General features: G+C 38.2%; 18 protein-coding genes. 6 read left to right on the top strand and 12 right to left on the bottom strand.

The features are described from left to right. Window positions 1–1,500 carry a B12-binding domain-containing radical SAM protein gene (locus OCK74_RS07590; protein WP_279296418.1) on the bottom strand — a complete coding sequence of 500 codons (1,500 nt, stop codon included), beginning with the start codon at window positions 1,498–1,500 and terminating at the stop codon, window positions 1–3. A gap of 32 nt (window positions 1,501–1,532) precedes the next feature. Further along, window positions 1,533–2,498: a hypothetical protein gene (locus tag OCK74_RS07585; RefSeq protein ID WP_279296417.1), complete on the bottom strand. Its 966-nt coding sequence runs from the start codon at window positions 2,496–2,498 to the stop codon at window positions 1,533–1,535. Window positions 2,499–2,525: 27 nt separating this feature from the next. On the opposite strand from OCK74_RS07585, the gene OCK74_RS07580 reads away from it, so the two are divergent. Then, the gene (locus tag OCK74_RS07580; protein WP_279296416.1) at window positions 2,526–3,644 is read left to right on the top strand and encodes a glycosyltransferase family 4 protein; all 1,119 of its coding nucleotides are present in this window, start codon (window positions 2,526–2,528) and stop codon (window positions 3,642–3,644) included. Here OCK74_RS07580 and OCK74_RS07575 read toward each other — a convergent pair. The 7 genes from OCK74_RS07575 to OCK74_RS07545 all read right to left on the bottom strand — a co-directional run bounded on the left by OCK74_RS07575 (window position 3,622) and on the right by OCK74_RS07545 (window position 11,802). Beyond that, window positions 3,622–4,677 carry a glycosyltransferase gene (locus tag OCK74_RS07575; protein WP_279296415.1) on the bottom strand — a complete coding sequence of 352 codons (1,056 nt, stop codon included), beginning with the start codon at window positions 4,675–4,677 and terminating at the stop codon, window positions 3,622–3,624. The two genes, OCK74_RS07580 and OCK74_RS07575, sit on opposite strands and share 23 nt — an antisense overlap. Further along, complete coding sequence (locus OCK74_RS07570) at window positions 4,664–5,575, bottom strand: ATP-binding cassette domain-containing protein (RefSeq protein WP_279296414.1); 912 nt, start codon at window positions 5,573–5,575, stop codon at window positions 4,664–4,666. Before OCK74_RS07570 ends, OCK74_RS07575 begins: the two co-directional genes overlap by 14 nt. 784 nt (window positions 5,576–6,359) lie before the next feature. Further along, window positions 6,360–7,112, bottom strand: coding sequence for a sugar transferase (locus OCK74_RS07565; RefSeq protein ID WP_279296413.1), 753 nt, complete (start codon window positions 7,110–7,112; stop codon window positions 6,360–6,362). A gap of 312 nt (window positions 7,113–7,424) precedes the next feature. Then, complete coding sequence (locus tag OCK74_RS07560; protein WP_279296412.1) at window positions 7,425–8,138, bottom strand: head GIN domain-containing protein; 714 nt, start codon at window positions 8,136–8,138, stop codon at window positions 7,425–7,427. A gap of 131 nt (window positions 8,139–8,269) precedes the next feature. After that, a complete protein-coding gene (locus tag OCK74_RS07555; RefSeq protein WP_279296411.1) occupies window positions 8,270–10,111 on the bottom strand; it encodes an STN and carboxypeptidase regulatory-like domain-containing protein in 1,842 nt (613 codons plus the stop codon). 90 nt (window positions 10,112–10,201) lie between these two features. Further along, the gene (locus OCK74_RS07550; protein WP_279296410.1) at window positions 10,202–11,173 is read right to left on the bottom strand and encodes a FecR domain-containing protein; all 972 of its coding nucleotides are present in this window, start codon (window positions 11,171–11,173) and stop codon (window positions 10,202–10,204) included. Then, window positions 11,170–11,802, bottom strand: a complete 633-nt coding sequence (locus OCK74_RS07545; RefSeq protein WP_279296409.1) for an RNA polymerase sigma-70 factor — start codon at window positions 11,800–11,802, stop codon at window positions 11,170–11,172. Before OCK74_RS07545 ends, OCK74_RS07550 begins: the two co-directional genes overlap by 4 nt. A gap of 165 nt (window positions 11,803–11,967) precedes the next feature. Here OCK74_RS07545 and OCK74_RS07540 point away from each other — a divergent pair, with 165 nt between their 5' ends. After that, window positions 11,968–12,345: a DUF2784 family protein gene (locus tag OCK74_RS07540; RefSeq protein ID WP_279296408.1), complete on the top strand. Its 378-nt coding sequence runs from the start codon at window positions 11,968–11,970 to the stop codon at window positions 12,343–12,345. A 39-nt stretch (window positions 12,346–12,384) separates the two neighbouring features. On the opposite strand, the gene OCK74_RS07535 is transcribed toward OCK74_RS07540, so the two are convergent. Beyond that, complete coding sequence (locus OCK74_RS07535) at window positions 12,385–13,059, bottom strand: arylesterase (protein ID WP_279296407.1); 675 nt, start codon at window positions 13,057–13,059, stop codon at window positions 12,385–12,387. An 88-nt stretch (window positions 13,060–13,147) separates the two neighbouring features. On the opposite strand from OCK74_RS07535, the gene OCK74_RS07530 reads away from it, so the two are divergent. Both OCK74_RS07530 and OCK74_RS07525 read left to right on the top strand, forming a co-directional pair. Further along, window positions 13,148–13,873: an ABC transporter ATP-binding protein gene (locus OCK74_RS07530; RefSeq protein ID WP_279296406.1), complete on the top strand. Its 726-nt coding sequence runs from the start codon at window positions 13,148–13,150 to the stop codon at window positions 13,871–13,873. Between the two features lie 26 nt (window positions 13,874–13,899). Continuing rightward, window positions 13,900–16,440, top strand: coding sequence for an ABC transporter permease (locus OCK74_RS07525; RefSeq protein WP_279296405.1), 2,541 nt, complete (start codon window positions 13,900–13,902; stop codon window positions 16,438–16,440). Between the two features lie 392 nt (window positions 16,441–16,832). Here the strand turns inward: OCK74_RS07525 and OCK74_RS07520 are convergent, their stop codons facing one another. Together OCK74_RS07520 and OCK74_RS07515 are read right to left on the bottom strand one after the other, a co-directional pair. Continuing rightward, window positions 16,833–17,063, bottom strand: coding sequence for a hypothetical protein (locus tag OCK74_RS07520; RefSeq protein ID WP_279296404.1), 231 nt, complete (start codon window positions 17,061–17,063; stop codon window positions 16,833–16,835). 284 nt (window positions 17,064–17,347) lie between these two features. After that, on the bottom strand, window positions 17,348–18,160 hold the full coding sequence (locus OCK74_RS07515; RefSeq protein ID WP_279296403.1) for a 2,3,4,5-tetrahydropyridine-2,6-dicarboxylate N-succinyltransferase: 813 nt from the start codon (window positions 18,158–18,160) through the stop codon (window positions 17,348–17,350). Between the two features lie 96 nt (window positions 18,161–18,256). Between OCK74_RS07515 and OCK74_RS07510 the strand changes: the two genes are divergently transcribed. Together OCK74_RS07510 and OCK74_RS07505 are read left to right on the top strand one after the other, a co-directional pair. Beyond that, complete coding sequence (locus OCK74_RS07510) at window positions 18,257–19,234, top strand: glycosyltransferase family 9 protein (RefSeq protein WP_279296402.1); 978 nt, start codon at window positions 18,257–18,259, stop codon at window positions 19,232–19,234. A gap of 79 nt (window positions 19,235–19,313) precedes the next feature. Beyond that, entirely contained in the window at window positions 19,314–19,889 is a 576-nt protein-coding gene (locus OCK74_RS07505) for an L-threonylcarbamoyladenylate synthase (RefSeq protein WP_279296401.1), read from the top strand. The last annotated feature ends 74 nt before the right edge of the window (window positions 19,890–19,963 follow it).

Here is a 19,963-nt window from a genome sequence, read left to right as displayed (position 1 = left end):
TTAAAATCCTTCTATTTCCGGTTGCCTGTATTTCCACAGCAGCTGCATCGCTTTTAATTCATATGGCTTGTAATAAATACCTGTTTTGTATCGCAATGAAGACATTACACGCATGAATTTCCGTTTGAAAGTTGTTAACCGCAGGTCGGATACTGTAGGATAGTAACAGTTAAGTACAGTTTCAAAATCTTTGATCTTATCGATCATTTCAGGCAATAGCCAGGGCGTTAAAGGGTTCTTTCGCAAATCAAATGCTTCCCAGTGAGGACTGATCCAATCTTCCAATTGTTCAGGAAATTGGAAACCTTTTTGCAATACCTCCTGGTACATTTCTGATCCTTCATTCGGCACCGGGCTGTATACATAAATAATGATTTCAGTTTTTGGATTAATGGTTTTTATTTCCTTTATAAAGGCTATATCATCATCTATCTGCTTCATCATCTGATCAGGAGAATCGGCTGGCGTACCTAACACAAATGAATACTCTGGAACGATATCAAACTTTGCCATCCGTGCAGCAAACGCTTTGATCTCAGCGCTGGATTGAGTACCGCCTTTAGCCATTTTCTTTAATATAGCATCATTGCCAGTCTCTGCTCCAAAAAAAATCATCTTGCAGCCTGACTTCCTCATAAGAGCCAAAGTTTCATCGGCATATTTGTCGATAGTATCGATTCTACCTTCGCCCCACCATATCATATTTTCCTTTTCGATCAACTTTGAAAATTCGAGCGTTCGTTTTTCAGAAACAAAAAAATTATTATCGTGAAATTCAATAGCATTCCCCCCATAACGTTCCTTCAGAAATTTTATATCCTGATAAATTAACCTGGCTGATTTGCCTTTCCACCTGGCATTATAAATAGGTACTACTGCACAAAAGGAACATTTAAAAGGGCAACCAACACTAGAATGATATGCTATTGTTTTTGTACCAAGGTAGGTCTTGCCCAGGTACTTTTTGATAGGATAAAAACTATCGAGCTTTTCATAAGGTAACAATGGCAGCTCATCCTGGTCGTACAACTCATCTTTTGGAGTTCTGATCATTTGGTCGCCCTTTTTGTAAATCAGGTTACGGATTTGCTCATAGGGCTCTCCTTTTTCAATAGCATGCAGTAAGGCCAGAAAACTTTTGTCTCCTGGGCCATTTACAATAAAATCAACATACCCGGAATTTAATACGACTTTCGGTTGATTGGAAGGAAAGTAACCACCCCATATTGTAATTACATCCGGAAAAATCTGCCGTATACTTCTGGAAATAGGAATGGCTTGTTTTAACTGTGGGCCCGGCATGCAGGTGCAACCAAAATACTTAAAATCTCCTTTCGCTAAATATCCAAGAATTTTAGACGCGGGGTCAGTTTCCAAATTTCCGTCCACGATCACATAATCAAAAATGCCATCTATGGATGCTGCAATACTCAGTATGGAATTAGGTATTCTTGGCTTATACTGCGCACTTCTTGGATTAAATAATAAAACTTTAGGCATCCGGTATGTTTATATCGATATAATACATACGGTTAGCGAAATAAATAGTTGCCTTCCAACTGCTTTGTTTTTCGCCAGGTTGCATAGTAGTTATGGATATGGGCCAAAGTAGATGGCGAATTGTTCAAAGTTTCAACATGGATCACTTTAAAGAGAAGTATTTTATGTATCCCACAAATAAAAGCGTCCTTCAATTCTAATTCTTGGTACTTTAATGCATGCTGAGGTATTGGCAAGTTGAATGTGATTGATTCGACCTTGCTAAAAAGAAAGCTACTTTTTTCTTTCAGCGGCTGCATATGATTTTTACCCAGCTGGTACACATAAGAAAAGCATGATGCATCTACATTGCATAAAAGAATCCTTTTTGCATCCTCTACCTGGGCGCATGCTTTGCCTTCGTGCCGTAAAGAAATGAGATAATGGTCCTCAAATGGCCCTTGCAGATCAGTAGGAAAAAGATTAAACAATTGAATGGTATTGCCTACTGTAATTAAAGAAATAACCCTAGGCAATGAATAAGCAATCTGGACCTGTTTATATAAGTTACTATTCAAAAATACATTATCCTTCCTTTGATTATATAATAGATTATAAATATCATTAATACTTTGTTGCAGAGGCGATAAAAACTGGTGCCGGCCATTTAAACCGACGTAGTACAAAATTGTTATACCCTCGCAGCACTGCCGATATTTTTTTTGGAGTACGAGTTGTGCGATCACCTCTTTTTTACGTATAGATGTATTAGGAAGTTGTGGCTTAGCAGTTAGACAAACGGTTATGTGTGTGTCAAGCTCTTTTTTATCGGGCAATGCAAAAATCAAAGGACTATAGCCAACAAACAAATGATCTGAGGTAATATCATCCAATACCAGATTATTTTTAATTATATATACATGAAGCGGAGAGACAAGTTTTTCCTTTGCAAGGCACAAATATTCCTGATTATATTGTAAGCCATTGAACTTGCTTAATATTTTTTTAAAAAGTTTCATTTATTACTACCATATATAGAATCAAACATGAATATTATTGATCTCTCCTATTATCATTCAGTAAACATTCAGGATCCAGACCTGTTGCTACAACAGCACCGCCCAAACATTGAATACGTTAAATACCTACCTTATGGTTGCCATACCTCCATTATAAAGTTTATGAATTCCGAAGGCAGCCAAGAAATGAATGGCGTCAGTTATTATTATTTCCATGGTCATTCATCAAAATACTGGATACCCTATTCCAAACACAATTTTATCAAGCAACTAAAACCTACTGTTATTATCCTTCATGGTTTGGTATATCCACTGCAAACCATATTGCTCAGGTGGCAGTTGGGAAAGGATGTTAAAATCATTGTACAGCATCATGCAGAAATACCTACAGGCGGGAAAAGAGGTTTCCTTCAAAAAATGGCAGATCAATGTATTGATGCTTATTTATTTACAACAAAAGAACTAGCATTACCATGGGTAGAAAAGGGAGTGATCAAATGCCTAAATAAAGTAATAGAAATGGTAGAAGGTTCTACACACTTTGCCCGAATTAACAAGGAAAAGGCAAAAAGCATATCAGGTATCAGCGGCGATGAAAATTTCTTATGGGTTGGCAGGCTTGACCATAATAAAAATCCAATCCTGGTAGTAAAGGCTTTTTTAAAATATGCCCAATCAAATCCATCTGCCCGGCTTTATATGATCTACCAGCAAAATGATCTTGAAAAGGAGTTGTTATCAATCTTAGAAAAAGAAGATCCAAAAAGGCAATCTGTTGTTTTAGTGGGCAAGAAAGCGCACGAAGAACTTGTATATTGGTACAGCAGTGCAGATTTTTACATTTCTGGCAGTTATAAGGAAGGCAGTGGATATGCATTGATAGAAGCCATGGCTTGCGGCTGCATTCCAATTGTTACTTCCATTCCATCATTCAGAAAAATTACAAGCAACGGAAAACTCGGATTTCTATATGAAACAGGGAATATTGACTCTTTATATCAATCACTTTGTGCTACTAATTCAATTTGCAAAACCCAACTTACAGCAGCTATTCAACTTCATTTCCAAGAAAACCTTTCTTTTCAGCATATTGCAGATACAATTTATGCAACAAGCAAAAGTCTTATCGAGCGTAAAGGTCCATGACCTTTTTGACAGTTTGCTGTATAGGAAATGGGAATATCGATGTATGCGCTCTCTCCTGATCTTGCAGGATCGCTCCAATTTCTTTAATCATATCTGCTTTTGAAGAAAGAATATGGAAATGAGGCATAGATTCATTCATAGGCCGGCAAAAGGCTATAACGTGGGCACCAGCATACAATGCTTCCATACACACAGTACTCCAACCTTCATAGCTGGAAGTATGTAAAAATACTTTTGTCTTTTGCATCAATTGTAACACATTTTTGTGTGGGATTTCATCCAGTAAGGTGATAGAAGATTCTAAATGGAGATCCTTTATCTGTTGTAATAAGTGTTGTTTTAGCGGCCCTTTACCACAAAGAACAGCTTTTAATCCAGGAATGAATTTATTCAATTCATGTATAATATTTATAAAAATATCAAACTGCTTTAAAGTAGTTAAGGAACCAGCCCCCAAAACATCAATTTCTCTATCGAAACTTTGTTGAGTAAAGAGATCTGTATCAATTCCTGAAGTAATAATGTGAGCGGGCCTGATTTTATAATTACGATGAAGTTCTTCAGCAATAAAATCAGAGATTGCGATCAATGATTCTGAATGAGGTTTTATTAATTGTATATACCGATTTCCCTTTTTTGCATCCTGTCCTAACAACCAACAGAAATGTTTTCTATGATAACGGCGAGAAAAAAAATTGCCAACAAACGCGCATTCTCCCAACCAAAAACTAAGTACGCCAATTATTCTTTTTTGTTGGTTAAGGCGAGTTAATGTTTGCCATACCTGAAACCAAATATTAAGTTTTTTGAATTTACCGTGATTTTGACCTCCAAAGCTGATTACTTCTGCGCCATACCATTTGTATTGATTTGCGGTATAAGGATAATGAAAGGTTAATATAATTATATCTATATCCTGATATTGTTTTATTAATGATCGAACAAATACCTGCCGCTCCGGCAAGCATGTATCATCAGACTCACTAGCAGGAAAACCAGGTGTAAGAATTACAAAAGCCTCACGCGCCTTCATCCATTGAAATAATTTTGTTGCAAAAAGATAAGCTATTTTGGTTGTGGGTAATTAACAATACTATTTTACCTTCTTTTGTTAGTTGTTGTAAATTTTGGAGCAATTTTAATTCTGACTGTTTGTCTAACTCACTGCAGGGCTCGTCTAAAATAATTAAATCAAAGTCTTTATAAAATGCCCTGGCCAATGCGATTCGTTGACGTTGTCCGCCGCTGATATTTTTCCCGTTTTCACTTACTTCATTAACATTTATGAAACTATGTATGTTTTCTACTTTATTAATGCCCGCAGCAGAAACTGCTTTCATAAACTTTCTTTCATTATACCCGGCTTCTTCAAAAACAATATTATTCAGTAATGAATCGTATAATAAAAAACTCTGTTGTTTTGCATAGGATATCCTTTTATGAAAAGTTTTCCGGATGGCACTGGTAGTAACTGTATTATTAAAAATAATTTCACCAGAATCAGGTGTTAAAAAACCTAATAACAAATTCACCAAAGTTGTTTTCCCTATACCAGAAACACCCGAAATACCAATAAAATCGCCACGTTTAAAGGAAAAGTTGAAATCCTTAAGAACTGGACGCGTATACGAGAAAAATACATTTTTAAAACAAATCTTTTCTATTTCGCCCCCCGTTTCAGGTGATCTATTCTTTGTTACTGTATGACTGTCATTAGATAAATCATTGATCGTAAAAGCATAGGCATTCACTTGCCCGGCTGAATTGAATATTTTAACAATAGCAGGAATCACTTTATATGCAGCCGCCATGAAAGCACCAATAGTAACAAAAGAAACAGTTCCATTAAAAATCTGCTGGTTAATTACTATCATGGCAAAAAAACCTAAAACGGCAAATGCTTCCATCAGCCGTGTTGGAAAACTTTGCATGGTTTGCAGTATAGCAAGATACCTGTTAAGCTGGTCCTGTTGTTGTGAATACCTGTTAACGAAAAAATCTTTTTTACCATAGAGGTGGCTTTCCACATATCCGGATAGAGCTTCCTGTAAATATTGGAGAGATTTAGCGCTACTGTCTTTAATATTACCGCGTAACCAACTAACCTTTCTTTTGAAATGAAAGGCAATGAAGAAAATGGGAGGAGCTAATATCAAAAAAAGCAGGACACATAATTGCAAATTGTAACAAAGTATAACCGTTATAGTTATTAAAGCCAATATAGATTGACTAGCCATTTGTTGAAGTCCGCTTAAAACATAATGACAAAACTCAATTGGCTCCTGACTGATTTTTCTTATGTGTAGGGATGAGTTGATTTTTACATAATGACTAAAGTCTGAATGAAAATACACGGAAAGCTGATGATGGGAGATCCTGGAAGCAACGTTATAAACAAATCTTTGTTGTTTTTCAATTAGAAAACAAGCTAATAAATTTTTTATGAAGAATAGAAAAGCAAAAGCGCCGAGGTATAATAATGCGTTCTGGTTCAATAATTTCCTCAATTCAGCAGAACGCCCGGCAACATTATCCTGAACAAATGAATTAACTATGAAAATCAGTAAGGCCAGGAAAACTATATCTATACAACTCATAAAAACGTCAATAGCTATCTGAAAGAAAAACCGACGTCTTTCCCTGGCATTTAAAATTGAAAGCATACTATGTACAATCTTTTTCAGGCTTATAATTCTTGTTTTTTATTGTTTATAATTAATTGTATTTGCAATTGCTGGATGAAATCATTAATAATAGCGTCCGGTAAATAATTAGAAGGTCCGACCCTACCGACCACTTCCTAATATATTGGAGATCTAACTCTAATCTTTCCATCAATTTATCTGCACTCATCAAAGGGCCAAAATTTCCTAAAGATTGCGCTAATCCTGTAATTCCGGGCTTCACTTTATATCGAAACAAGTAGGAGATACTCATTTCTTCAAAGTTGTCATTTTCAATAATCATATAAGGCCTGGGACCAACTATGGACATATCACCCCAACAAACATTAAATAATTGTGGCAATTCGTCCAAATGAAATTTTCTTAAAAATCTGCCGATAGATGTAATCCGGGCATCATCAAAACCTGCCACCTGTATATCCGCATTATCGTTTACAATCATCGTTCTAAACTTAATGCAAGTAAATAATTGTTTGTTCCTTTTATATCGTTTTTGTAAAAAGAAGACTGGGCCTTTAGAATCAAGTTTTATCAATAGTGCAAAAACGGGAATCAGCCAGGAAAGAAAAAACAATATGAATATAGAAGACAAGAAAAAATCAAACAGCCTTTTACCTACAACATTTACATGTTTATCAAGTGGCGAATAAAACCCGACGTACTTTATTGGCAAGGGAGTTTTTTTGCTCTTAATAAAAGATAATTTATTCCTCTTTACAGATACAATAGCAACTTCTGAAGGCTGCTGGGCTCCGACATTTTTTATTAAATTCCTATTGTCCATTAATTGGCTATATGCTTAAACAGTACGTATATTTTTTCTCCGGGTTGCCTTTGTTTTTAAATAGGAATAGTAACTACTAGCATTTTGCGGAAAGAAAATCGCTCAATCCTAACTCACATCAACTCTGTAGAACATAAATACCTTACAGATATATTTTTATAATATGAGGCTATTTAAAGTCTTTGGACTAAACAGAAAAGGAATATAGGATTTTGTAAAGCAAAATGTGTATCTTAAAACTGAGCCATTGGGGGTGACAATTTGTATATAAATGGCAGGAAATGCCATAGGCGGTAACTTCTGGATACATTATTACATTGGCCTTACTTTTCCGGAGCCAGATATTTGTGTACTAATCAGAGGTTGGCCTTTATAATACACTGATCCACTTCCTGATATTGTTACATTCAACTTGTCAGTTGCATAAACGCGCATATCACCCGACCCACTTGTATTGGTGGTTACATATTTAGACAAAACATTGGAAAAATCCATACCTCCACTACCACTGATCTTTAACTTTTCTTCTGTAGCGGTGCCATGTAATATTTTAATATCTCCAGAGCCACTGATGTCAGATCCCAGGTAACCAGTCTCCAGATTGGTTATTGTGATGTTACCAGAACCGCTGATCTCTACGTCCATTGATTCAGGTGTCAGGTTGCCGTTAGCCATGATGTCACCAGAGCCACTTACCCTTAGACTGCTCAAATCCGGTGCACTAATATTTACCAATACGTCTTCATGAGAACGCACGCGCACATCATTATCAAATCTAATCACGAGCTTATTATTCGATACGTAGGTTTCGAGATAACCGAGGATAATTTGCTGTGCACTTACTTCCACTTTATAATCAGGAGATTGGATGTAATTCACCCGACCGGAAACCCGCAGATCTATACCAGAAAAATTACTGATGTTTCTTGTTTCAGTCACAACAGGACCCTTACCTATCACTTTCTTACAAGAAGAAAAAATTGAAATCGCTATCACTAAAAAAAGCAGGATCGTTACTTTATTCATGTTCATTTTTTTGTTGGTTGTTAGATTATAAAAACAAGTATTCCCTACTGGATTTATGATTCCCTCGAAATACTTGTCTTTATATAATCAACAACCAAATCCTTCTTTACCCCTATTCATTTTCCTTTTTTTTAGAATAAATTAATTCCGACATTCCAACCAATCCACCCAACCACCTTATTATGCAATTTAAAAGTATTACGATGGACATCTGGAACAGGAAACTTGTATCCTTTAAATTCTACATCCTGATCAGTATAATAGGCATTAAATGTAGGTCCTGCAAAAATTGAAAAGTTCCTACTCAGTCTGAAGTTAAGGTGAAGGTTTGCTTTACTTAATATATTTACATAATCAAAGGCGCCCAAGTACAAATAATTCGCAGAAAGCTCGGGATTAATATAAAGCCAGTTGGTCAGTGGCCAATCACTACCCAAACCATAACCGAATGTATACACCTTTTCATTTTCTTTTAAGTTTGCCCCTGCCTGTAATATACTGTATAATTTCCTGTTACCGGATTTATAGGCAGCATTTACATTCGTAATATCATTTGAAGAGAAAGATAGTTTGTGATATCCTTTCAATATAATATTTACCAATCCAAGGCTATATCCTTCTGATGTATCGGCAATGTTGATCAGGCCGATCTGTAAACCCCTTAAGCGTTTTGTATAATTGAACACACCACTGATTTGCACTCCATCCATATTTCCATGAGCCATATTAGCAACTCCTGATATCTGTACACCACCTGTCTTATACATAGAAAAATTGCTCACCCCTGCAATCTGTAAACCTTTAACACTATCAGGGGTATGATTGTGCACGCCAGCTAACTGAAAGCCATTAAATCCTTTCTTGGCAAAGTTGTTAATGCCACCAATCTGTAAACCGTTAAAATCTCCTAATACAGTATTACTGATACCACCAATTTGCACCCCTTTCACATTACCTCCAACAATGTTGAACAGTCCTGCAATTTGGGCATATTGAGCATTTTGTTTGTCCAGGTTGAAAAGGCCACCCAGCTCAAATCCATCAACACCTCCTGCGTATCCTCCAAACACATTAAATGAAACATTGTTAACCACCTGACCACTCATTTTTCCATGTGTGCTTAACCCTGGCGTAAGGGATACCTGAAATGGACGTTCAGCCAAGAACTTTTTAAGGTTAAGACTTTGGAATTTTTGTGCAGATGAAATCAGAAATTTACCTACAGCTGTTTTCTCAAGCCTGGCAGAATCAGGAGACTTCACATAAGTATATTCTGTGATCCCTGACGGAGTAGTAATCCGTACACGTAATGAGTCTGGGACAAAATAATCTTCAGGCTTTACTATTGTTATATCCGGCGCTCCCAAAGGTAAAAGGGTAATAGTAATCTGTTGGTTATACTTTGGCTCAATGAACACAGTCGTATCTTCATAAAATTCCTTACTTACGGTCAATGCAGCTGATTTGGCTTTATTCTTTAACCGGAGCTTAAAATAGCCATTTTCATTAGTAAGCGCTGAAACTAAAAGCTTTTTTTCATAAATACTGGCATTTTCAATTTGTGCTCCTGTATTGTCATCCAATACATAACCACTAACCACGTAAGACTTATCTTCAGTTACCGCTTTATTGGTTACCATTGTCAATTTTACAGGTGCCCTCCTTATGATAATATAATTGCCACTTTCTTTAAACTCATACCCATTTCCAAACAATTCATCTAAAATCTGCTTTACCGTTTTGTTGGTTGCATCAATAGAAACCACACTATCCCTTTTGATAATACTGGAATTGTAAGAAAAGTAGAAATTACCCCTGTTGCTCAAAATCTCTAAAACATTATCTATTCTTTGATTGGATGCACTCAGAGGAATCACTTTATTTAGATTGCTTTGAGCCATCCCAACGAGCACCATAGAACTAAAACAAAGGAATAAGAAAAACGCTTTCCAGGCAAAAGCCGAGTTCTTCATAAAAAGCTGATTAATTGAAAGATTTATTAATAAAAATGGATATGGTAAATGATCAGATCATCTTTCTGCAGATCGATTACTGATTGAACGTTATTGTAAAATCACTTGCCCATTCTTCTTTACGACTTCAATTTGCAAGGTTTCGCTAATAATATTCAGGATGGTATCCAGTGATTCATCTTCAAAAGTTACCGTCAGGGGCTGGTTTCGCAAAGAAGCCCGACCTATCAATATATTACTGTTATAAGCCGCATTCAGCGCATTCACGAGTTTCCATAATGGAGTATTATCACACACGAACTCCTTAGTACGGTAGTAATTGTATAACTGGTCTTTTTCTACGGACTTAACAAGTACTGAATCATTTTGGTCAATTTGGATACGTTCCTTAGGGTGCAATTCAGCAACTTTTTGATTTTTAATCACCTGCACTACGCCCGTTTCTACGATCACTTCTGTTGTCCCCTTTTCACTACGTACATTAAAAGAGGTACCTACTACCCGTATGGTGACATCATTTACCTGTATCACAAAAGGTGAAGTTTTATCTGGAGTTACATTAAAGAAAGCTTCTCCTTTCAAAGCTATTTTACGACTTTCTTTGGCAAACTTTTCAGGGTAGCTAATTGCTGAGTTCCTGTTCAATGTCACTACAGAACCATCAGGTAAAGTGTCTGTTAAGGGCTGTGATCTAGTTTGTACCGTTAGAGTCTGTACAGGTTCTTTTTGAGATAGAAAATAGGCCAAAGCACTTCCGGCAATCACCACAAACAATGCAGCAATGCGCAGCCAGCTATAGCGATATATTTTACGGACAGAACCTTTTTTATTCTGAGATTGCTGGATACGGTTTTTAAACCGGACCCATGCATCGTTTTCATTTACACTGCTAGAATACTTCCCGCTTTCTTGCCATATTATTTTTAATTGATCAAACTGCTTTTGATGATCAGGATGGGCAGATATCCAACTTCTTACCAGCAAAGCCTCCTCCTGGGTTGTTTCCCCCAACAGGTATTTGACAAGGAGATCATCGTTAATATGGTTCAATTCCGGACTCAAGGAATATTTTTTAAAATTTGAAAAAGAAAAAGTATGGCTGCAGGCAGTAGGTCTGCCAATTTTTCCCGTAATATCTTTAAGGCTTTGCCCATTTGATTCTCTACAGTTTTTATGGAAAGCCCTAGTTGTTCTGCAATTTCTCGATAGCGCAATTCCTCAAACCGGCTCAGCTGGAAAATCATACGGCATTGTTCAGGCAAATCATTCATCGCACTTTGGAGGCGCGCTTCCAATTCTCTTAATTGCAATTTTCCGGAAGCACTTTCTGCCAGCTCTTCTTTTCTATGTGCAACAAAGAGACCATGTTTCATTTTTACTTTTTGATGCTTCAGGTAATTTAGACATTCATTGTTTACCGCCCTGTACAGGTAAGCAGTCAATGAACCGCTTAAAGAAAGATTGCCAGTGCGCTCCCAAAGTTTGAAGAAGACATTCTGCACCATTTCTTCAGCGGCCGCCTCATCTTTCAGTATTGAACATGCATAACCGTGCAGACCTTTGAAATGTGACTTAAACACATGTTCAAAAGCAGCTTCGTTCCTTGACTCAAGTAATGAAATCAATTCTCTTTCGTTACTTTCCATCCTGAATGCCTGGAACACCGGTATTTGAAAAACAGCTTCCGCCAATTGGTCTTTTCTATGATAACAACACAACTGTTTTTTACCCCTATTCCAGAATGCAAATTTTAAAAGTTTTTTTTCCAGAGCCTAATTCCCCATCCCGCCATGGGACCTTCCTTCCTAAAAATGCAAGTTGTATTTTAGAAAAATAAAAATTTCAACCCACCCCAGATGTGGTATTATTTCCTTAATTCCTTCTTCTTTATATTTCATACCCTACTCACCCTGTTCAATTTATCAGGCTGGATATTTCCAGCTACCCGGAAGTGGAATCTTTTCACACTTATTTTAACAGCTTTCTCCTGGTTTGTTTTAGGAATCTGGTATGGCTGGGGTTATTGCCTATGTACTGACTGGCACTATAAAGTAAGAGAAATATTAGGATACCATGACCAGCAAGGATCTTATATACGTTTCCTGTTATTCAAGCTTACTGGTATTGAATTTAATGAACATCTGGTTGAAACTGTCACCCTGATAGGTTTCATCATCAGCCTGGCAATGAGCTTGTGGCTCAATATCAGGGATAGAAAATCTCAGAAAAAATAACCTGACAACTTACCAGTCATTTGCCGAGTTTCATCACGCTCATAATTCCTTTTCCAATACGCTCCAAACATTCTCCGCCAAAATTCTGTGGCCTTCAGGAGAAGGGTGTATACCATCTTCCTGATTCAGTTTTGCTTCCCCTCCTACCTTTTCCAGTAAAAATGGAATCAGAGCCATTCCATTTTTCTTTGCCAAAACAGGAAAAATAGACTGGAAATCAGAAGCATATTTTTGCCCCATGTTGGGTGGCACCTGCATGCCAGCCAACACCAGTTTGGCATCAGGATATTTTGCTTTCACTTTATCAATGATAGATTGGAGATTTCTTTGGGTTTCATCTACCGGCACCCCCCTTAGTCCATCATTGGCTCCCAGCTCCAGAACAAATACATCTACAGGCTGTTTTAAAATCCAGTCAATCCGACTATTTCCACCAGCAGATGTTTCCCCGCTCACGCCAGCATTAATCACCTTATATGAAAGCTGCAAAGAATCAATTTTATCTTGAATGAGTGCAGGAAAAGACTGTGAAGGCTCTACGCCATAACCAGCCGTAAGACTATTCCCAAAAAACAGAATCGTTTTTAGATTACTACTTCCTATTGATACCGGGACTGTTTTCTTTGATTCACTGGCAGTCTTTTCCTTACCCCCACATGAAGCAGCCATCACCAACCACATAAAAAAAAGCCCTAATACATTGATCTTATACATACTGTCAGCTTTTACCAAAAAGATATAAACATTCCTGCAACATTTATTGTTCTACTAAAAAAGTATTTTTAGCAGAACAACAGCAACAATGGAACCGATTCTTAACATACGAAATGTCAGCAAAACTTACCAGAGCGGAGAACATACCCTAACCGTACTAGACAACATTACATTCTCTGTTGAACATGGATCTACCATGTCAATAGTCGGACCATCGGGCAGTGGGAAAACGACATTGCTTGGTCTTTGTGCCGGCCTGGACCGTGCTAGCAGCGGCACTGTTGAATTAGAGAACATCCGCTTAGATCATTTAAATGAAGATCAGCGGGCACAGATACGCAATCAATATGTAGGCTTCATTTTTCAAAACTTCCAATTATTGCCCACCTTAACTGCATTGGAAAATGTAATGGTCCCGATGGAATTAAGGGGCGAAAAAAACATTAAGGCACGTGCAATGGACCTGTTAGGCAGGGTGGGGCTTGCAGAACGCAGTCATCATTACCCTGTTCAGTTAAGTGGAGGCGAACAGCAACGAGTTTCCCTTGCAAGGGCATTTTCTAACAGGCCACGTATTCTCTTTGCAGATGAGCCTACTGGCAATCTCGATGCTGAAACCAGTGAAAAGGTTATCGAATTGATCTTTGAAATTAACAAACAAGCAGGAACCACTTTGGTTCTTGTAACCCATGACCTTGAATTAGCCTCCAAAACCAGACGTATCATTCGCCTGAAAGGAGGTAAATTAATTTCTGATGAAAACACCGATGTATTCCAGGCCTCTGCAGCAGGTTCCTTCAGGAAATTTAATTAAAGCCAATTCACCATTTCATTTTCACCATGAAACCCAACTCCTCTTTACATCTTTCCTGGCTCATACGCATGGCGTGGCGTGACAGTCGCCGAAACCGATCAAGATTATTACTGTTTATATCTTCAATTATCCTGGGCATAGCAGCCTTAGTTGCCATTTATTCACTGGGAGATAATATGCAGCAGGAAATTGACAACCAGGCCGCAGAATTAATTGGAGCAGATCTAGAGATTTCAGGCAATAACCGCCCCACACCAAAAGCTCAAAACCTGTTTGCATCTCTAGGCGACCGCAGGTCCGAGGAACGAAGCTTTGTCTCCATGGCTTTATTTCCTAAGACCAATGGAGTAAGATTGGTACAGGTACGGGCATTAGAAGGTGATTTTCCTTATTACGGCAAATTGGAAACCCAACCTGCCACAGCCCATAAAACATTCCGTAATGCCAGAGCGGCTTTGGTTGATCAATCGCTTATGCTTCAATTTGGCGTAAAGGTTGGCGATTCCATTAAGTTGGGGAGCCTCTCATTTGCTATTGCAGGTACACTTCTAAAGATGCCGGGACAAACAGGCTTTTCAACCTCCGTTTCTCCACCTGTATATATTCCACTTCACTATTTGGATCAGACCGGGTTGTCTCAAAAAGGCAGCCGCATTACCTACCGTCATTATTTTAAATATGACCACAAAGTCAATATAGAGCAGGTAGTAAAAAAGCTTGAACCTCAACTGGAAGCAGAAGGCCTGAACTATGATACCATCCAAAGTCAGAAAGAAGACACCAGCCGGGCTTTCAAGGACCTCGCAGATTTTCTGGCACTTGTTGGCTTCATAGCCTTGTTACTGGGATGTGTTGGTGTGGCTAGTGCCATACATATTTACGTGCGTGAAAAGGTTGCTGCAATTGCAATTCTGCGTTGCCTCGGGACAAGTGCTTTACAAGCAATTCTGATCTACCTTATCCAGATCATAGGCATCGGATTGTTAGGCTCGCTGGTTGGTGCTCTATTAGGGAGTATCATTCAAAGATTCCTGCCTACAGTTTTCCAGGACTTTCTCCCCATTTCGCTGACTACCCAAATTTCATGGAGTGCTATCGGACAAGGCATTGCTTTAGGACTGATTATTTCTGTCCTGTTTGCCCTCAGCCCATTGATATCGATCCGTAAAATATCTCCATTGCATACCCTTCGTCTTTCTTTTGAACATCATAGCTTGCAGAAAGATGTTTTGAAGTGGATGGTCTATGGCCTGATCCTGCTATTTGTTATAGGTTTTACTTACCTGCAGTTAAAGAACTGGGCAGAAACATTCTTTTTTACAGCAGGTCTACTGACATCTTTCCTGATACTTACCGCAATAGCTGTTATCCTCATTTGGATGGTTCGCCGTTTTTTTCCAGTATCATGGAGTTATTTATGGCGCCAAGGCCTGGCAAACTTACAACGACCTAATAACCAAACAACTATTTTGCTGGTTTCTATCGGATTGGGAACGGCTTTCATCTGTACCTTGTTTTTAGTTCAAGGAATTTTACTCAATAGGGTACAATTATCTGCAAGTGGCAATCAACCTAACTTTGTTTTATTCGACATACAGCCAAAACAAAAAGAAAAAGTTGAGCAATTAACACATTCCTTTGGACTTCCGGTACTCCAAAGTGTACCTATTGTCAATATGCGATTGGAAGCTGTTAATGGTGTTACCGATGCACAACTATTAAAGGACACAACCCTGGATCTTCCGCGCAGAATCTTTATTCGTGAATACCGCGTTACATTCCGCGATTCACTGATCAGCTCAGAAAAAATAGTTGGAGGTAAATGGGCAGGAACTTCCAAAAGCGCTACCATTCCTATTTCTCTCGAGCAAAATTTCGCCCGACGAAATAAAATAAAAATTGGTGATACGATGACTTTTAATGTGCAGGGAGCATTGATCTCTACTATTGTAGGAAGCCTTAGAGAAGTTGACTGGAACCGAATCCAAACCAATTTCCTGGTAGTATTCCCCAAAGGGGTGCTGGAAGAAGCTCCGCAGTTTCATGTCCTCCTTACCCGTGTACAATCCCCTCAGGCTTCAGCCCGCTTCCAACAGGCAATGGTGCGCCAGTTTCCAAACGTTTCAATAATCGATTTGGGCCTTGTACTCAATATTCTTGATGAAATACTGGACAAAATTGGATTTGTCATACGGTTCATGGCGGGATTTAGCATTTTCACCGGGTTAGTAGTTTTAATAGCTTCGGTTCTCATCAGTAAGTACCAACGGATGCAGGAAAGTGTTTTATTGCGCACTTTAGGTGCCAGCCGTAAGCAAATCCTGGTTATTACAGCCCTTGAATATTTCTTTTTAGGTGCACTGGCTGCAGCAACAGGCATCGTTTTATCACTTGCAGCAAGCTGGGCCTTAGCTCATTACACTTTTGAAACAACCTTTACGCCTCAATTATTACCCATATTTGTCGTTTTTATAGTGGTTTGTTGTCTCACAGTAATCATAGGCCTAACCAATAGCCGCAGTGTATTCATAAAACCGCCTTTAGAAGTATTAAGACAAGAAACTTAAGTCTTCTTTGTTAAAATCCATACTTCTTTTGTCTTTAACATAAAACTCAACGTTAATTCCGTAATTTAGTTTTCAACGAGTGGTTACCCCTATAACCGCAGATTGATCAAACTTTAATAACTAAAATAATACTATGAGACTGAGAGATTTTATAGCGATTTTGTTGGGATTGAAAAAACCAGCTTTAGTACCTGTTCCTAAGAAAAACCAACAGCAAAAACGATAATTATAGACCTTAAGTTTTTAATAAAGGAACAATCCATTTTCCAATTGATGTAAATAAGCCCCCGCGTATTGCGGGGGCTTATTTACTGATTATCTTATAAATTATATAATTTAACTCAGTGCTTCTAACCCCACACCTATGTGATATTATTATTAAGATGGAATTATTAAGGTGGACTAAAAGGCTCATCCGTATGATCATTCATTAACTGATCATCAGCTTTGGTTGCAGCATCCTCTCCAAAATTTCCGCCTAAAGTTCCATGGTTCATATTTCCTTCCTGTCGATCAATTTTAATTGGTTCAAAGGGACCATAACTTTCCTGTGTAGGGCGATCTTGCCCAATTTGTTGGGATTTATCTTTTTCACCAGTATTTTCTTTCTTGTGATCCTGCATAATCAAAATTTTAAAGTTGACCAATAGCAATAAAAGATGAAAGAATTATGCCATCACATCATACCGGCACTTTATTGGATAAATAAAACTTATATCAATTCAGACCAGTATGAAAAGTTTATTCATAACAGCCATCATTTCTTTGATCTTAACTGCCTGTAGCCGGGTTACAACTCGGCCAGATACTTTAAAAATTGCCAGGGACAGTACACCATAAAAAAGACGAATAAGTAAGGCCTTTACAGCCCCAACTTATTCGTCAATCAAATCATTTGTCTTACTGATTATACTGCGACATTAAAATCTCTCAGTGCATCATTCAAGCTTGTTTTTAAATCTGTACTAGGCTTGCGTTGTCCAATGATCAGGGCACAGTTTACATTGTACTCGCCAGCAGGGAATTTTTTCGGATAGCTACCCGGAATTACAACACTACGTGCAGGAACTACACCTTTGTATTCCTTAGGCTCACTACCACTTACATCAATAATTTTAGTAGATTGGGTCAAAACGACGTTTGCACCCAATACAGCTTCTTTTTCAACCCGAACACCTTCTACAACAATAGAACGGGACCCTAAAAAGCATCCATCCTCAATGATAACAGGAGAAGCCTGCAAAGGTTCTAAAACGCCACCAATACCTACGCCACCACTCAAATGCACATTTTTTCCAATTTGTGCACAGCTACCAACTGTTGCCCAAGTATCAACCATAGTTCCTTCGTCCACATATGCGCCAATATTCACATAAGACGGCATCAATACCACATTTTTTGCCAGGAAGGCACCATAACGAGCAACGGCATGAGGAACAGCGCGCACACCGATTTCTTTATAATTCTTCTTCAAAAGCATTTTGTCATAGAACTCAAAAGGCTCTACATTCCATGTTTGCATAGGCTGAATGCCAAAATAAAGCAGGATGGCCTGTTTTACCCATTCATTCACTTGCCAGCCATTTTCTGTAGGTTCTGCCACACGTAATTGGCCTTTGTCTACCAGATCAATTACAGAACGAATATCATCCTGGAAATTCTTTTGTGATAACAGCTCCCTGTTTTGCCATACCTGTTCAATAGACTCACGTACTTTCATTGTTGTTTATAGTTTAATGTGAAGTTTTTGCGCTGCAAACATAGCAGAATTTGAAAATAGCGCAACTTTACACAATTTGCCACCTCAATTTTTTGCATGAAGATTCTGGTTCGTTTGCCCAACTGGTTGGGAGATTTGGTCATGTCAACAGGGTTTATCCACCAATTGCAACAATTTTATCCTGGTGCATCTATTAGTGTAATTGCTAAAAAAGGAATTCACGACCTATTACAATATTTTCCTTCATTTGAACATCAGTTTATTTTCAATAAAAATGAATACAAGGGAATAAAAGGCCTTTGGAAATTTGGAAAAGAAATTCAAAAAACGGATCAGTTCGATCTTTTCTTCTCATTACCCGATTCTTTTTCATCCGCCATTATTGGCTGGGCTTCTGGTGCCAAAAAGAGAATAGGCTTTAAAAAAGAGATGCGGGGCTTGGTAATGACACATACATACACAAAGCCGGGACACTTGCACCGTGTTGAAGAATATATTGCCTTACTTGAAATGTTTACAGGAAAAAAAGCAATAACTCCCAATGTCTCACTTCACCATAACTTTCAAAAGAAACAATACGTTGTTGTCAATATCAACTCCGAAGCTTCTTCACGCAGACTTACTGTGCCCAAAGCTGTCGAAGAGCTCAAATTGTTGCGGAAGAATATTAAACATCCTATTTATTTGATTGGGGCGCCTAAAGAAAAACCATTTATAGATGAAGTTTTGAACAAGTTAGAAAATAAGAGTAACATAGAAAATGTTGCTGGAAAAACGAACCTTCCCCAACTTGTTGAATTATTAGCTTCTGCGCAACTGATGCTGACCACCGACTCTGGTCCAGCACATTTGGCAAATGCTTTAGGCACAAATACTATTGTTCTTTTCGGTGCAGGCAATGAGGCCAATACAGCGCCTTATAATGCAAAGTTGCTAACTGGTATAAGACTTGGAAAATTATCTTGTGAGCCCTGCGTAAAAAATGTTTGCAAGTTGTACAAAGTCCCCCAATGTATGCAACAATTGGATATGGAAATGATCATTTCGAAAGTAGTAAAACAATTGAACCCTTAATTAGAAAACTGAATCATAATATTCTGAATCATAATATTATTTTAACCTCTCCCGCTCTACGGGATTAGCCAATGAGACAATGAAACAACTTTTTGACCAGGAAGTAGAAAGAGCCTTGCAGGTTCTGCGCAATGGGGGTACAATTTTATACCCTACCGATACTGTTTGGGGCATAGGGTGCGATGCAGCCAATGAATTCGCTATTCGCAAAGTGTTCGAAATAAAAAAAAGAGAAGACAGCAAAAGCATGATCGTACTGGTGGCAGATGAACGGGATATCCTTCAATACGTAGCAGCTCCGGATCCAGGCGTTTTCGATTTTATACAGGAACAAACAAGACCAACAACGATCATCTTTGAAAATGCTATAGGATTACCTTCAAATCTGGTAGCGCAGGACGGCTCCATTGCCATTCGGATCGTTCGTGATGAATTTTGTAGGCACCTCATTAAAAGATTGCATAAGCCACTAGTTTCCACTTCGGCCAATATTAGCGGGGAACCAACACCACAAACTTTTTCACAAATCACGGAGATTGTACGCCAACAGGTAGATTATGTGGTACAATGGCGCAAGGACGATGTAACACCGTCTCTGCCTTCCCAAATCATTAAGTGGAATAATGATGGCACGAAAACCATCATCAGAGCATAATATACTCCCCATTCTAATTCTATGGTAGCAATTATGCACAAGACGTTGTGTACTGATGCTCTCCGCCTCAGGCG

Source organism: Paraflavisolibacter caeni (genome assembly GCF_025628885.1).
GTDB classification, from domain to species: Bacteria; Bacteroidota; Bacteroidia; order Chitinophagales; family Chitinophagaceae; genus Flavisolibacter; species Flavisolibacter caeni.
This window is presented reverse-complemented; position numbering and strand designations above follow the sequence as displayed.